The sequence below is a fragment of the Phaeobacter inhibens DSM 16374 genome, assembly GCF_000473105.1.
Classification (GTDB): Bacteria; Pseudomonadota; Alphaproteobacteria; order Rhodobacterales; family Rhodobacteraceae; genus Phaeobacter; species Phaeobacter inhibens.
In genome coordinates this window covers 1,130,251-1,145,404 of sequence record NZ_KI421498.1, presented here as the reverse complement: position 1 = coordinate 1,145,404, position 15,154 = coordinate 1,130,251, and the positions used below count along the sequence as shown (strand labels likewise).

Here is a 15,154-nt window from a genome sequence, read left to right as displayed (position 1 = left end):
GGTATCACTGGATGGAGGGCACGCGAATGGCACAGGCCATGAAAATCGCGATCGTCGATGATGAACAGGATATGCGACAGTCGATCAGCCAATGGCTGGCACTGTCAGGCTATGACACCGAGACCTTTGCCAGCGCCGAAGATGCGCTGAAAGTGCTGGGGCCGGATTATCCCGGCATCGTCATCTCGGATATCAAAATGCCCGGCATGGACGGGATGCAGTTCCTCAAGAAACTGATGGGCAGCGACTCTGCCTTGCCGGTGATCATGATTACTGGTCACGGCGATGTGCCGATGGCGGTTGAGGCGATGCGGGTCGGGGCCTTCGACTTTCTCGAAAAACCCTTCAACCCGGATCGCATGTCAGAGCTGGCCAAACGGGCCACGGGCGCGCGCCGCCTGACACTGGACAACCGGGTGCTGCGGCGCGAGCTGTCTGATGGCAGCACCATCATGAAGAAACTCATCGGCTCCAGCCCGGTGATGGAGCGCCTGCGTGAGGATATCCTCGATCTGGGGCAGGCCGACGGTCATGTCCTGATCGACGGCGAGACCGGCACCGGCAAAACGCTGGTGGCCCACGCGCTGCATGCGGTGGGTAGCCGGGCGGGCAAGAAATTCGTGCTGGTTTCCTGTGCGGCACTGGAGGAGGAGGCGCTGTCCAAGCGCCTGTTTGGTCCGATGCTGCCCGAAGACAGTATGCTGCCCGCCATTGAGGAAGCCCGCGGCGGAACATTGGTTCTGGAAGATATCGACGCGCTGAGCGAGACGCTGCAGGCCAAGCTGCTTAGCGTGATCAATGAGCAGGGCATTCCCGGCGAGACCCGCATCGTAGCGATTTCGAACCTTCAGGAGGCAGGCAAGACCTGTGAGGACGCGTTGCGCCCGGATCTCTTTTACCGGTTGGCGGCGTTGCGCATCACGGTGCCCCCGCTGCGCCAGCGCGGCGAGGATATTCTGACCCTGTTCACCCGCCTCAGTGAGCAGTTCTCCGAGGAATACGGCTGTGATGCGCCGCAGGTCAGCGCCCAGGAGGCGGCCCAGCTGTTGCAGGCGCCTTGGCCGGGCAATGTGCGCCAGCTGATCAACATTGCCGAGCGGGCCGTGCTGCAGTCGCGTCGTGGCTCTGGCACCATTGCCTCTCTGCTGATGTCCGATCATGAGGATATGCAGCCGGTGATGACCACCGAGGGCAAGCCGCTGAAAGAATATGTCGAAGCCTTCGAGCGGATGCTGATCGACAACACCATGCGGCGGCACAAGGGCTCTATCGCCAGTGTCATGGACGAACTGTGCCTGCCGCGCCGGACGCTGAATGAAAAAATGGCCAAATACGGCCTGCAACGCTCCGACTATCTGTCCTGAGTGCAGATCTGCAGACATTCACAGGCAGGGCCGCATTCTCCGGAGTGCGGCCCTCGTTGTTTCACTAACGAATTATTCACCATTTTTCACCTAAGAACCAAGCAGATAGTATTTAGATTGCGGCGGTGACGAATGACCATTGTCATTACCTATCCACAGGTCTTATGCTGTCCAAATGGGGACGGGACCCTTGTGATCCTGCCCCTCTTGATGAGATTCGCTGCCTTTGTTTTTGTCCGGCAAGATCCGAGAAAGCAGAGACAGACCGATTGGCCCCGCAGTATTTCGGGGCAGTTTAGCACCTGACTGAGGTTTCTCAGCAGGGATATAATCAGGGCAGGGCGCGGATATTCCCACCTGTCGGAGAAGAAACGCGATGACGCGCGCGAGAGAGAACAGCAGACAGGCAGGAGGGCCGGACAGATGTTCCGGGGCTAACCGCTGTACTGCATGGGCCAATCGCGCGCCACAAGACATCGCCCAGACAAGACACCACCCCGATCGTTCACGTCCGCCCGGCAACGGGCCAGATGCGCGCGTGCGCGGCAGGTGCACCAAGGACACATGGCAAAGAAGATGCTTATTGATGCCACCCACGCGGAAGAGACCCGCGTTGTGGTGGTCGATGGAAACAAGGTTGAGGAATTTGACTTTGAATCCGAAAACAAACGCCAGCTTGCTGGCAATATCTACCTCGCAAAAGTAACCCGCGTCGAACCGTCGCTGCAGGCGGCTTTTGTGGACTATGGCGGCAACCGCCATGGGTTCCTCGCCTTTTCGGAAATCCATCCTGACTACTATCAGATCCCGGTCGCCGACCGCGAGGCGCTGATGGAAGAAGAACGCGCCTATGCCGAGGCACAGCGCGCTCGTGATGACGAAGAAGATGCCAAGCCTGCCAGACGGCAGTCGCGGTCGCGTCGTGGCCGGACCAAAGCTGCGGATGTAAAATCCGCTGATGTGGTCGAGACCAAGGACGTCAGCCCCGAGACCGCTGAAAACGGCGCTGATATCGCGGGTATGGAAACCATCGACCTGACCGATGAGGTCGCGGTTGCTGAGATCAAGCTGGCGGACGTCCCCGAGGCTGCTCAAACTGAGGCCGCTGCTGATGACGCGACCGCTGCTGAGCCGGTTGTGGAAGAGGCCGTCAAAGATGCCTCCGACACACCCGAGGCGCAGGACGCATCTTCTGAAAGCGGTGAGGCTGAAGGCGCTGCTGATACGGCGACAACTGAGGCAGACGATGCCGCAGATGACGCAGACGCAGATGACAGCGCTGACAAGGACGCTGCCGCAGATGCCACGGCGAAGGATGAGAATATCGAATCCGTCGCCGATGAGGATGACAGCGAAGACATTCGCCCGGTACGCAAACCCCGTCCACGTCGCTATAAAATTCAGGAAGTGATCAAGGTTCGTCAGGTCCTGCTGGTTCAGGTCGTGAAAGAGGAACGCGGCAACAAAGGCGCTGCGCTCACAACCTATCTGTCGCTGGCGGGCCGCTACTGCGTGCTGATGCCCAACACCGCGCGCGGTGGTGGCATCTCCCGCAAGATCACCAATGCCGCCGACCGCAAAAAGCTGAAAGATATCGCGGTTGAACTGGACGTGCCGACTGGCGCCGGGCTCATTGTGCGGACCGCTGGTGCAAAGCGCACCAAATCGGAGATCAAGCGCGATTATGAATACCTGCAGCGCCTGTGGGAACAGATCCGCGAGCTAACGCTGAAATCCATCGCCCCTGCGAAGATCTATGAAGAGGGCGATCTGATCAAACGCTCGATCCGCGACCTTTACAGCCGCGAGATTGACGAGGTTCTGGTCGAGGGTGAGCGGGGTTACCGCATCGCCAAGGACTTCATGAAGATGATCATGCCGTCCCACGCCAAGAACGTGAAAAACTATCAGGATCAGCTGCCGCTGTTTGCGCGCTTCCAGGTCGAAAGCTATCTCGGCGCGATGTTCAACCCGACAGTGCAGCTGAAATCCGGCGGTTACATCGTGATCGGCGTGACCGAGGCGTTGGTGGCAATCGACGTGAACTCTGGTCGTGCCACCAAAGAAGGTTCGATCGAAGAAACCGCGCTCAAGACCAACCTGGAGGCCGCTGAAGAGGTGGCCCGCCAGCTGCGTCTGCGTGACCTTGCCGGTCTGATTGTCATCGACTTCATCGACATGGACGAGCGTAAGAACAACGCCGCCGTCGAGAAGCGGATGAAGGACAAGCTGAAGACCGACCGCGCCCGCATTCAGGTAGGCCGGATCTCCGGCTTTGGTCTGATGGAAATGTCGCGTCAGCGTCTGCGTCCCGGCATGATTGAGGCGACCACCGCCCCGTGTCCGCATTGCCATGGCACCGGTCTGATCCGGTCGGATGACTCGCTGGCACTGTCGATCCTGCGCCAGATCGAGGAGGAAGGCACCCGCCGCCGCTCCCGCGAGGTGCTGGTGCGCTGCCCGGTCAGCATTGCCAACTATCTGATGAATCAGAAACGCGAGCATATCGCCCAGATCGAAACCCGCTACGGTCTTTCCGTGCGGATCGAAGGGGACCCGCATCTGGTCAGCCCGGATTTCTCGCTTGAGAAGTTCAAGACCGCGTCCCGTGTGGTGCCTGTTGCCACAGCGCCGGTGGTCTCCGTCGATACCTCGATCATGGATCAGGTTGATGCGGATGAGGCGAGTGATGAGGCCGATGAGGCCGAGGTCGAGGCCAATGACACCGACGTCGCAGAAGTGCAGGCCGCAGGTGATGAGGGCGAGGGGGACAACAAACCCAAGCGCAAGCGTCGTCGTCGGCGGCGGCGGAAGTCCTCCGGTGCTGACGGGGATGACAGCAATAACACCGCTCAGGGTGATGCGAACGCGGACGACCAGAAGGCTTCGGATGACGCCGCTGCGGACGACGCCGACGCCCAAGCTGAGCCTGCAGAGGGCTCCGACGCCAAGGAGGCCGAGGGCGACGGCGAGGTGAAGAAACGCACCCGCACCCGGACCCGCTCGCGCAGCCGCAAGAAGAGGACCGACGAGACAGTCGCGGCAGAGGCTGAGGCCCCGGCTGAGACAGACGCCAAAGCAGAGCCTGAGGGCCAAGCAATCGTGACAGAGGCCAAGGCCGAGGACAGCAATGCTGCTGAATCCGAAGCCCCGGTTGCGAGCGCAGAGGCGCCGGTCGAGGGCGCTGAGGAACCGGCAGTGCTCAACGGTGATGCCGCCGCAGAGGTTCCCGCCGCTGCCGAAGCTGAGACAGCCGCCGCGACAGAGGAGGCCGCACCGGCCCAGATAGTGGCCGATGAGGCCACCGCTGAAGACGTTGTCGCGGATCAGGACACACCAGCCGCTGAGGCATCAGCACCAGCGGCTGCAGAGCCGCAAGCTGCAGACGCTCCGACGGAAGAGCCGGAGGCAGCCCCGGAACCGGCACTGGCCACAGCCGAAGCCGAACCGGCGAGCCCGCCCAAGCCGAAACGGCGCGGCTGGTGGTCGGTTGGCAGCTGATCGTAAAAGAGTGAAAAGGCGGGCATCTGGCCCGCCTTTTTCATGTCAGGATCCCGGATCGCTATGAGGACCGCCATGAACACCGACATGCAGGCAGAAACCACCAGGACAAAGACACTGCTGCGGGAGCTTCTAGCCGCAGAAACCGCCGTCTGGACCGCATTGCAACAGGGCGATATCGCGGCTGACCGGGCCGCATTGCATCCGCAGTTTCTGGGCGTCTATCCAAGCGGCTTTGCCGGGCGGGACGATCATACCGAGCAGCTTGAACAGGGACCGACGGTGGCAGAATTCAGCATCGCGGATGCGCGTGTCCTGCCGCTTGGCCCCGAGACAGCACTGCTGGCGTATCGCGCCACCTACACCCGTCCGGGGCAGACAGAGGGGGAGGTCAAAGGCGCCGCAATGTATGTCAGCTCGATCTGGCAGCGTCAGGATGGCGGCTGGATCAATATCTTCAGTCAGGACACCGAAGCCCTGCCGGAAGGGGCGACAAACCCGCTCCCCTGATCTCAGCCACCCTTGCGGATCACATAGATCTGATGCTGCGGATTGTCGCGGATTTCCAACAGCTCATGGCCAGCCTCATGGCAGAAATGCGGGATGTCCACCACCGCAGCCGGGTCATCGGCATGCACCTCCAAAACCCTGCCAGAGGCCAATGGTTTCAGACGTTTACGTGCTTTCAGCACAGGCAGAGGACAGAGCAGCCCAAGGGCGTCGAGGATCTCGTTTTCGTCGGTCATGCCTTGCAGATAATCCGGTTGTTTCATCCTGTCCACAAGGTTGTGACCAGCTCCCCCCGTGACCTTTGACAGAGGCTGGTCTAAGGGTTGGGCATGTTTGGAATTGAAATCATCGACGCAGGGCTGATCCCTGCCATGCTGGTGGCGCTGACGGCTGGATTGGTCAGCTTTCTGTCACCCTGTGTCCTGCCTATTGTGCCACCCTATCTGGCCTATATGAGCGGCGTTTCCATTGGAGAGATACAGGGAACGGCACGGGCCAGACGCAAGGCCATTGTGGCCGCGCTGTTCTTCATCATGGGCTTGTCCACGGTGTTTCTGCTGCTGGGCTTCACCGCCTCGGCCTTTGGGGCGTTTGTGCTGCAGAATCAGGAGCTTTTTGCGCAGGTGTCCGGCGTTGTTGTGATTGTCTTCGGGCTGCATTTCCTTTCCGTGTTCCGTATTCCGCTGCTTGACCGTGAGGCGCGGATGGAAACCGATCAGTCCGGCGGCTCGGCGGTTGGGGCCTATATTCTTGGCCTGGCGTTTGCCTTTGGCTGGACCCCTTGCATCGGCCCTCAGCTCGGCGCGATCCTGTCGCTGGCCGCAACAGAGGCGTCTGTGACACGCGGGACATTGCTGCTTGGGATCTATGCGCTGGGGTTGGGCGTGCCCTTCCTCTTGGCAGCGATTTTCCTCACCCGCTCAATGGTGCTGATGAACCGGATCAAGCCTTACATGGGGGTGATCGAAAAATTCATGGGCGGGTTGCTGATTGTTGTCGGGTTCATGCTGGTCACCGGCTTGTTCTCTGAGTTCTCTTTCTGGCTGTTGGAGACCTTCCCGGCACTGGCGACCCTCGGCTGACCTGCGCGTATCGGGACGGCTTGTGAACCAAACCTACGCCCCGCTCGGCAGATAACCGGCGGGGCTTACGCTTTTGATGCAGCGCGGCTAAGCTGGGCAGACAACAACAGGCAAATCGGGCCGCGCAATCCGTGCAAGAGCAGACCACCCAGACATCCGCAGCCAGAAGGCCGCACCCGGATCCAAGCGCCGCGCCGCAGGATCCGCCGGTGCGGCGCCGCAAACTGTTCTATATTCCGGGCTACGATCCCATGCCGCCGCGTCGCTACCGGGAGCTGTACCGCAGCGAGGGCGCAGCGCAGGCCGAGATTTCCGGCTATCAGTTGTCTCTCCTGCCGCGTCCCAAGACCGCCACGGAGACGGATAGCGCAGGCGGCTTTGGCTGGCAGGTCCACGCGCAGATTGAGGGGCATGAGGTCGACACCGATGTTGATGTGCTGGTCTGGTCCGACATCGTGCAGGACAGCATGGATCCATCCATTGCCGAGACCTATTGGCAGATGGTGCGTACCGCCTGGATCTATATTTCCACCGGAACGCTACGACGGCTGATGTGGCTGCGCAAGGGGCCGGTCATTGCTGCGCTATACCCGGTGGGAATGCTGTTGCTACAGGCGGTTCTGGCCTTCCTCCTGGCGCTGGTCATTGCGCGTCTGGGGCAGGGTGGTGTTACCCGGCTTGGGCTGAGCTCTCCCTTGGGAACTGGGCTGGCGGCGTTGGTGTTTTGGGCGGCTGGTCTGGTCGCGGCAGCAGCGCTGTTGCGCTGGTTCCGGCGGCAGGATGGTCGTCTCTTTGCCTATTATCTGATGCATGATTATGCCCATTCCGCAGCCCTGCGCGGTGCCTATGCACCCGAGCTGGAGCAGCGCATCGCCCAATTCGCAGGTGAGATCGCCGTGGCGCTCAGCGATCCCAACTATGATGAGGTGCTGGTGGTGGGGCATTCTTCCGGGGCGCATGTCGGTGTCAGCGTTCTGGCAGATGTGCAGCGCAGCGGGTTGGCGGCGCGCCATGCGGTGCTGGGATTTCTGAGCCTGGGGCAGGTGGTGCCGATGGTCTCCTTCCTGCCTGACGCGCATCGCCTGCGCCGTGATCTGCGCGACCTCTCCGGGCGGGGGGATATCTGCTGGGTCGATGTCACCGCACCGGGGGATGGCTGCGCCTTTGCGCTGTGTGATCCGGTCGCGGTCACGGGAGTTTCCCCACCGCAAAAGCGCTGGCCGCTGGTCGTCTCGGCGGCCTTTACCCAAACCCTCAGCCCGGCACGATGGGCGGCGCTGCGCTGGCGCTTCTTCCGGCTGCATTTTCAATATCTCTGCGCTTTTGATCAGCCCGGAGACTACGACTATTTCCAGATCACGGCGGGGCCGCGCACATTGGAAAGCCGCTATCGCAACCGCAACCCATCGCGCTCACGCATTGATGTGACCGCGTCCAAATATACTTCGGTTGGTGGGTGATGGTTGATCTGCCGCAATCGGATGACCATCCCAACAGCGCGCCTGTTGCGCCAGTCGCAGGCCTCGCGATCATACCGCCAAAGCCTGCGGCCCGCGCTGCCAGGGTTTCGCTCTGGCGCTATCTGGGGCTGTTTCGCGCGGATCTTCTGTCGGCGCAGCCGGCCAAGCTTTATCGTGCCTGGATGGCAGAGTTTCGCACGCCTTTCTTTCGCTCTTTTCTGGTCAATCAACCGGATCTGGTTCGCACGGTTCTGAAAGACCGCCCGGAGGTGTTCCCGAAATCGAACCGCATTGGCGAGGGACTGCGCCCTCTGCTTGGGAATTCGGTCTTTCTCACCAATGGTGAGGTCTGGAAGCGGCAGCGCCGGATCATCGACCCCGCCTTTGAAGGGGGGCGGCTGCGTCAGATCTACCCGGCCATCCACGCCGCCGCTGAGGCGGCTGTTACCCGTCTCAGCGATCAGGTGCACGAGATACCGGACGCGCCGATCGAGATCGAGGCTGAGACATCCCATGCGGCGGCGGATGTGATCTTCCGCACGCTCTTCTCGATCCCGATAGAGCATCATATGGCGCAGGAAGTCTTTCATCGCTTTCGGGCCTACCAGCAGGCGCAGCCTATCCTCAATCTCGCGGCCTTTGTGCCGCTGCCACGTTGGGTGCCCCGCTTTCACCGGCCCGCCACGCGGCGCAATGCGGCCCGGATCCGGGGCTTGATCAGGGACCTTACGCAACAGCGCATGGAGGCCATCGCATCAGGCCATGCACCGGATGATCTGGCCACCAAGATCATGACCACGCAAGATCCCGAAACTGGCGAGCTGTTCACGACAGATGAGATGGTTGATCAGGTGGCGATCTTTTTTCTGGCCGGGCATGAGACCAGCGCGTCGGCTCTGGCCTGGGCGCTCTATCTGGTGGCTCTGGCCCCCGAATGGCAGGAGAAAATCGCAAAGGAGGCCGCCGGGCTGTCGCTGGACCAGTTTGCCGAAGCGGGCAGGTTGCGCATCAGTCGTGATGTCTTCCGCGAAGCGCTGCGCCTTTACCCGCCGGTGCCGATGATGGTGCGCGAGGCCAGCTGCCCGCAGCAGTTTCGCGGTCGAACCCTTCCACAGGGCGCGCAGGTAGTGCTGAGCCCGTGGCACCTGCACCGTCACGAACGGCTCTGGGAAAACCCGGACGGGTTTGATCCGGGGCGGTGGCAGACGGAAAACGGCAAGACCTGCCAGCGCGAGGCCTATATTCCGTTTTCGGCGGGGCCGCGTGTCTGTACCGGTGCTGGCTTCGCAATGATTGAAGGACCGTTGATCCTGTCGATGATCCTGCAGCGGTTTCGGGTGGAACCTGTTGCGGGCCAGGAGCCGATTCCGGTCGCGCATCTGACAGTTCGGTCACAAAACGGGATCTGGTTGCGGCTCATCCCGCGCTAGCCCAGAAAATTCAGATTTTCTGGGCAAATTTCTGCGCAGAAATTTGCATCACCGAATGATGCGCACCGCGTCCTGATTGCAGAAGATCACAACCTGTCCGGCATTTTCCACTGCGTGAAAACCGCGATGGTTCAACTCTTGGCGAAAGCGCTCCCAGCCAAGCAGTCGTTCAATGTCCCGCTTCTGGCGACGCACCACACCGCTTTTGCAGCCGCTTGCGACTGGAACAGTTGCAGCAACCACGCATCCGCGGTGAGGCAGGGAGGGGCAGGCCTCTTTCCACGATGCCAAACCGTGGCTAACGCGACCTTAAACGTCGCAGCACATGCAGACGAATGGCTGAGGCCAGACCACAGTCCACGCCTCTATTTTCATCGATTTCAGCAGCCAGATCATTAATGGCGCGATTGTCTTCTGCTGCGATCTCGCGGAAGGCCTGCCAGAACTCATCCTCCAGCGACACCGAGGTGCGGTGACCGCGCAGCGTAAGCGAGTGTTTCCGTGGGCGATTAGTCATCGTCGGTCTTGGGATCGTCGCGTTTTGTGCCATCCAGTCGCCGCACATCTTGCGCGTTGCGGGCCTTGTCCAGATCTTTCTCGGCCTTGGTCCGGCCATAGGTCACGGCGTTCTGGTCGGCGCGGGCCTTCTTCTCAGCCCGCGCCTTTTCCTTGCGATACCGGTTCAGATTGACCGGGCCTGAACCGGAACCAGCCATCAGTCTTTCGGGCCGATCATCTGTTCGGGGCGGACAACGGCGTCAAATGTCGCCTCATCCACAAACCCCAGCGCAATGGCCTCTTCCTTCAGGGTGGTGCCGTTCTTATGTGCAGTCTTGGCGACCTTGGTGGCATTGTCATAGCCAATCGTCGGCGCCAGCGCGGTGACGAGCATCAGTGACTCTTTCATCAGCTTGTCGATGCGCGGCTCATTGGCCTGGATGCCGTTCAGCATCCGCTCGGTAAAGCTGTCCGCCGCATCGCCCAACAGCTGGATCGACTGCAGCAGGTTGTAGGACATCATCGGGTTGTAGACGTTCAGTTCGAAATGACCCTGCGAGCCTGCGAATTTGATCGCGGCATCATTGCCCATGACATGGGCGGCAACCTGGGTAAGGGCCTCGGCCTGGGTGGGGTTCACCTTGCCCGGCATGATCGACGATCCAGGCTCGTTCTCCGGCAGGATCAACTCGCCCAGGCCCGAGCGAGGACCGGAACCGAGGAAGCGGATGTCATTGGCGATCTTGTAGCAGCTGCCCGCAATGGTGGCTAAAGCGCCGGACAGGAATACCATCGCGTCATGGGCGGCCAGTGCCTCGAACTTGTTCGGCGCGGTGACAAAGGGCAGGCCGGTGATTTCGGCCATATTGGCGGCGACGGTTTCGCCCCAGCCTTTTTGCGTGTTCAGACCGGTGCCAACCGCAGTGCCGCCCTGTGCCAGCTCATAGATGCCGGGCATCGCAGCCTCGACCCTCGCCAGACCCTGACGGATCTGATGCGCGTAGCCGCCGAACTCCTGGCCCAGCGTCAGCGGGGTCGCGTCCTGCGTATGGGTGCGGCCGATTTTGATGATGTCCTTGAACGCCTCGGCTTTGGCTTCCAGCCCTTCGGCCAGCTTGGTCAGGCCCGGCACAAGCACATCCCGCACCATCATCGCTGTGGCAATATGCATGGCGGTGGGGAAGGTGTCGTTGGAGGACTGACCCATATTGCAGTGATCGTTCGGGTGTACCGGGTCCTTGGAGCCGATCACGCCGCCGAGGATCTCAATCGCGCGGTTGGCGATCACCTCGTTGGAGTTCATGTTGGACTGGGTGCCGGACCCGGTCTGCCAGACCACCAGCGGGAAGTTGTCGTCAAACTTGCCCTCGATCACCTCGCCGGCGGCCTGAATAACCGCATCGCCGATCCGGGCGTCCAGCTTGCCCGAGGCCTTGTTGGCCATGGCGCAGGCCTGTTTGATCACCCCCAGCGCGCGCACGATGGCGACGGGCTGTTTTTCCCAACCGATGGGGAAGTTCATGATCGACCGCTGGGTCTGGGCGCCCCAGTATTTGTTGGCGGGGACTTCAAGCGGACCGAAGCTGTCGGTTTCGGTGCGGGTATCGGACATAAGTCTCTCTCCGTCTGATGATGACTAAATGTATGCGTCGGTATGCCGTCTACCCCGGGCCGGGTCACGAGGCAATTGCGCAGTTTCGCGCAGCATAGCCATTCCGAACCCAAGGTATAGGGGCCATTGCAGGATGAGTTATTGCACCACGTCAGAAGACCGCTAGATTAAGCGCAGATACACCCGCGACAGACAACAATCCAAAGGATCTGCCCGTGCTGACATATCAAGCCAAACTGCTACAGCAGGCCGCGACAAGGGGCAGGCATAAGCGCACTGCGCGAGACAGGACGCTGTCTCTGACGCGGCTGCAGTGGCAGGTTCAGGCGGGGTTTCTGGCGCTGTTGATGATCATCGTGCTGGCGGGGCAGGCGATGGCGGCGGATGTGCGCCCGTTCTTCGGGCGCTATCAAGGGTCGCTGGTGGTGCCCAATCCCGATGGCAGCACGGAACAGCGCGATGCGACTGTTCGGATCGGTCCCCTCGCCAGCAGTGATGACGGTTTTTATGTTCAATGGACCACCACCTCCTTAAAGAAGGACGGGCGTCGCAAGACCAAATCCTACAACGTGGAATTTCAGCCAACCGAACGGGCTGATATTTTCGCCGCCGCGATGAAGCGGAATGTCTTCGGGCATACTGTGCAGCTCGATCCGATGAAGGGAGAGCCTTATGTCTGGGGGCGGATTATCGGGGACACGCTGACGGTGTTTTCGATGTTTATCGGCCCCAACGGCGACTATGAAATGCAGCAGTATGATCGCACATTGGCGGAGGGTGGACTGGACCTCGTCTATTCCTCGCACCGCAATGGCTTCCCGCGCAAGGAGCTGAAGACCTTTCTTGAGCGCCAGTAAAGCTTTGATTGAAAGCATGTAAACATATTTATTAACAGAACCTTAAGAGTCGATCCTCACGTTGGAGGCGCTCTCGCACCAGTAACTCACCGGGCTGGGCATATCGTGTTAGGCGTAAGCGTGCAGTGACAGAGAATTCACTTACGGCAGCCGATACTTCTGACCCGTAACTCTGGATGTAAAAAATGCGCCGCATGAGATATGCAGCGCATCTATCTGAGGGGGGCTGGCGGATGCCGCCCAGCTAAGCCGGACAGTCCGTTATTTGCGGAAGCTGTCGAGTGAAACGACATCAGCCGGTTTTTTGTCCGCCGGATCTTCGTCCACCTCAATCTCGATATCATCGTCGAGTTCGGCGACCATCTCTTCAACCTCTTCGTCATCCTCGGGGGATTCAAAACGCAGACCAAATTCCACAGACGGATCCACAAAGGTCTTGATCGCATCGTAAGGAATATAAAGCGGCTCCGGCGCGTCTCCGAAATTCAGTGTGATGGCAAACCCGTCTTCGCCAACATCCAGATTGTCGAACCAATGCTGCATGACCACGGTCATCTCGCCGGGGTAACGGTCCGACAGCCAATCCGCCAGTTCCGCATCCGGGTGCGAGGTGTCAAAGGTGATGAAGAAATGGTGGTTGCCGGGCAGCCCGTGCTCCGCCACCCCATCCAGAACAGAACGGATCAGGCCACGCATGGCCGAATGCATCAGATTTCCATAGTCAATTTCGCGGGACATTCCGATACCCTTAAGTCTCTTTGAGTTCAGAATACGGATTTCTGCCGGAAACTAAAGGGCCGCTCGTTAGGGATTCGTAAATAATTTCTGACACTAGCGGGATCACGCGTGGCATTTACGCTGCGATTGCGCGGCTCAGATGATCTGCGCCATCGCGATCCCTAGCCCGGCCATGACGGGCAAAATCAAGGCCAGTCGGCCGCCGCATGCCAGCGCCACAACCGGCGCTGCCAGCACCAGCAGCGCGGCAGAGATATCAAGGCTGGCCATGACCGGCAGCATCAGCGATATCGCAGGCAGCTCCAGCGTGACAGTCTCGCGAAACAGCACATGCAGCAGAAACCAGACCGAAAGATTAAGGATCACCCCCACCACAACGGCGGTAATCGCCCGCAGTGCAGCCCCCAGCCGGGGATGGCTGGCAATCCGCTCTACATGTGGTGCCGCGAGAAATATCCAGAGAAAGCAGGGCATAAACGTTGCCCAAAGCGCCACCAGCCCAGCCGCCAGCGCCATCCATGTACCAGAGGCCAGCGCGCCAGCCAGCATTGCCACAAATTGTGTCACCAGGATCAGCGGGCCCGGTGTCGTCTCCGCCAATCCCAAAGCATCAATCATCTGACCGGTTTCGATCCACTGGTACTGCGCGACCACGGTCTGCGACATATAGGCCAGCACCGCATAGGCCCCGCCAAAGGTCACTACGGCCAGCTTTGCAAAAAACCAGCCGATATCCGCCAGCAGCTGCGGACCAAACAGGCTCAGCGCGCCGAGGGGCAGGAGCCACAAGCCGCCCCAGAGCAACAGTGTCACCCAGACAGGCCCTGCGGCGGCGGGTGGCAGTGCTGCAGGCTCATTCTCAGTTGACCTCACACGCAGACTGCCGAGAAGCGCAGCGGTCAGCAGCACCAGCGGGAACGGCAGAGCAAAGAGAAACAACGCCAGAAAGCCAAACGCGGCCAATGCCAGATCTGTCACCCCATGCAACGCCTTCTTGCCCAGTCGCTGGAGGGCCTGCAAAACGATGGCAACGACCGCGGCCTTGATTCCCAGGAATCCAGCTTGCACAAGAGGTTGCGTGCCAAAGTTCACGTATAGAAAAACCAGTGCGGCAATCACCAGCGCCCCCGGCAGCACAAACAACAGCCCGGCCAGAACGCCACCCGCCGCTCCGCGCAATCGCCAACCTGCATAGGTGGCCAATTGCATCGCTTCCGGCCCCGGCAGCATCATGCAAAACGACAGTGCGCGCAGAAATCCGGCCTCGCTGAGCCAGGGGCGGTCCTCGACCAGTTCCTTATGCATCAGCGCAATCTGGGCCGCCGGCCCGCCGAAGGACATCAGCCCGATCCGCCCGAAGACCCGGATCAGATCGGCCATGGTGATTGCATGGGCTTGGGGCTGTACTTTGGGGTCAGGAGAGATATCGGTCATCGGCGCACCACTGGCTGGACGCAGACCTTGTATCACTAACCGCGCAGTGCGCCAGTGCCGACAGCAGCCAATCAGAGCAGTGCAAATGGTTTTACAAAAATGTCATCTGGCGATGGGGGGCTTATGGCCGTTGTCCATCCAGATCAGGCGCTCTCCGGTCATGCAAATGGGCAAGCAATCGGGTGGTAGCTGCCCCAACTGTTCGAACATGGTCATGTAGTCAAAGTTCGACTGGAATTCACGGATCTTACCATCCTGCATTCGTACGATTAGCTGACCAGAGTAGTCCAACACATGATCCGGCGTGTTACCAGACCCGCGCACCCGCATCCGCAGAGCGGCAAAATCACCGTCGTTCAATGCATGGGTCAGGGTCACATCAAGGTCGTGAATAATATTGCCCAGAGTATTCACGATTTCGCGGTAGTCTGCTGCAATCGCGACCGCTCCGTGCAGTGGGCCGTTTACCTCCAGCTCAGGGTGTAACATGGGTTCAATCCTGTCGAGGTTTCGGTCAACCCAGACATCATGGAACCATTGAAAGACCCGATCGCTATTCTTCATGATGAGTTCGACATATCCTCAATATGGGCCAACAGGCTCCTGATATCAGTGTCAGGTCTTTAGGGCTCTCTCTTTCATGCTGCGCCTGATTCCAAGTGTAGGAC

At 60.1% G+C, this 15,154-nt stretch carries 14 protein-coding genes; 7 read left to right on the top strand and 7 right to left on the bottom strand.

Going from position 1 to position 15,154, the window contains the following annotated elements:
• The first annotated feature begins 26 nt into the window (after nt 1-26).
• The 3 genes from INHI_RS0109125 (at nt 27) to INHI_RS0109115 (ending at nt 5,375) form a co-directional block, all read left to right on the top strand.
• On the top strand, nt 27-1,364 hold the full coding sequence (locus INHI_RS0109125; protein WP_014879832.1) for a sigma-54-dependent transcriptional regulator: 1,338 nt from the start codon (nt 27-29) through the stop codon (nt 1,362-1,364).
• Between the two features lie 564 nt (nt 1,365-1,928).
• Nucleotides 1,929-4,865 (top strand): Rne/Rng family ribonuclease, encoded by a 2,937-nt coding sequence (locus tag INHI_RS0109120; RefSeq protein WP_027247458.1) that lies wholly within the window; start codon nt 1,929-1,931, stop codon nt 4,863-4,865.
• Between the two features lie 75 nt (nt 4,866-4,940).
• Nucleotides 4,941-5,375, top strand: coding sequence for a nuclear transport factor 2 family protein (locus tag INHI_RS0109115; protein WP_014874466.1), 435 nt, complete (start codon nt 4,941-4,943; stop codon nt 5,373-5,375).
• 2 nt (nt 5,376-5,377) lie between these two features.
• Here the strand turns inward: INHI_RS0109115 and INHI_RS0109110 are convergent, their stop codons facing one another.
• Nucleotides 5,378-5,638, bottom strand: coding sequence for a sulfurtransferase TusA family protein (locus INHI_RS0109110; protein WP_254656867.1), 261 nt, complete (start codon nt 5,636-5,638; stop codon nt 5,378-5,380).
• Nucleotides 5,639-5,704: 66 nt separating this feature from the next.
• On the opposite strand from INHI_RS0109110, the gene INHI_RS0109105 reads away from it, so the two are divergent.
• The 3 genes from INHI_RS0109105 to INHI_RS0109095 all read left to right on the top strand — a co-directional run bounded on the left by INHI_RS0109105 (nt 5,705) and on the right by INHI_RS0109095 (nt 9,347).
• Nucleotides 5,705-6,457 (top strand): cytochrome c biogenesis CcdA family protein, encoded by a 753-nt coding sequence (locus INHI_RS0109105; RefSeq protein WP_014874467.1) that lies wholly within the window; start codon nt 5,705-5,707, stop codon nt 6,455-6,457.
• A 209-nt stretch (nt 6,458-6,666) separates the two neighbouring features.
• Nucleotides 6,667-7,917 (top strand): hypothetical protein, encoded by a 1,251-nt coding sequence (locus tag INHI_RS0109100; RefSeq protein WP_027247455.1) that lies wholly within the window; start codon nt 6,667-6,669, stop codon nt 7,915-7,917.
• Nucleotides 7,917-9,347 (top strand): cytochrome P450, encoded by a 1,431-nt coding sequence (locus tag INHI_RS0109095; protein WP_081698692.1) that lies wholly within the window; start codon nt 7,917-7,919, stop codon nt 9,345-9,347. Before INHI_RS0109100 ends, INHI_RS0109095 begins: the two co-directional genes overlap by 1 nt.
• 298 nt (nt 9,348-9,645) lie before the next feature.
• On the opposite strand, the gene INHI_RS0109085 is transcribed toward INHI_RS0109095, so the two are convergent.
• The 3 genes from INHI_RS0109085 to fumC are packed head-to-tail and all read right to left on the bottom strand — an operon-like array spanning nt 9,646 to nt 11,457.
• Nucleotides 9,646-9,864, bottom strand: coding sequence for a ribbon-helix-helix domain-containing protein (locus INHI_RS0109085; protein WP_014879837.1), 219 nt, complete (start codon nt 9,862-9,864; stop codon nt 9,646-9,648).
• Complete coding sequence (locus INHI_RS0109080; protein ID WP_014879838.1) at nt 9,857-10,063, bottom strand: DUF4169 family protein; 207 nt, start codon at nt 10,061-10,063, stop codon at nt 9,857-9,859. The genes INHI_RS0109085 and INHI_RS0109080 overlap by 8 nt, the downstream gene beginning before the upstream one ends.
• On the bottom strand, nt 10,063-11,457 hold the full coding sequence (fumC, locus tag INHI_RS0109075) for a class II fumarate hydratase (RefSeq protein ID WP_027247453.1): 1,395 nt from the start codon (nt 11,455-11,457) through the stop codon (nt 10,063-10,065). The genes INHI_RS0109080 and fumC overlap by 1 nt, the downstream gene beginning before the upstream one ends.
• A gap of 215 nt (nt 11,458-11,672) precedes the next feature.
• Here fumC and INHI_RS0109070 point away from each other — a divergent pair, with 215 nt between their 5' ends.
• A complete protein-coding gene (locus INHI_RS0109070; protein WP_027247452.1) occupies nt 11,673-12,314 on the top strand; it encodes a hypothetical protein in 642 nt (213 codons plus the stop codon).
• 261 nt (nt 12,315-12,575) lie between these two features.
• Here INHI_RS0109070 and INHI_RS0109065 read toward each other — a convergent pair whose 3' ends face one another.
• The 3 genes from INHI_RS0109065 to INHI_RS0109055 all read right to left on the bottom strand — a co-directional run bounded on the left by INHI_RS0109065 (nt 12,576) and on the right by INHI_RS0109055 (nt 15,050).
• A complete protein-coding gene (locus INHI_RS0109065; protein ID WP_014874473.1) occupies nt 12,576-13,052 on the bottom strand; it encodes an SspB family protein in 477 nt (158 codons plus the stop codon).
• Between the two features lie 135 nt (nt 13,053-13,187).
• Nucleotides 13,188-14,486: a chromate efflux transporter gene (gene chrA, locus INHI_RS0109060; protein WP_027247451.1), complete on the bottom strand. Its 1,299-nt coding sequence runs from the start codon at nt 14,484-14,486 to the stop codon at nt 13,188-13,190.
• Nucleotides 14,487-14,588: 102 nt separating this feature from the next.
• Nucleotides 14,589-15,050: an ester cyclase gene (locus tag INHI_RS0109055; protein ID WP_027247450.1), complete on the bottom strand. Its 462-nt coding sequence runs from the start codon at nt 15,048-15,050 to the stop codon at nt 14,589-14,591.
• Nucleotides 15,051-15,154: the final 104 nt, after the last annotated feature.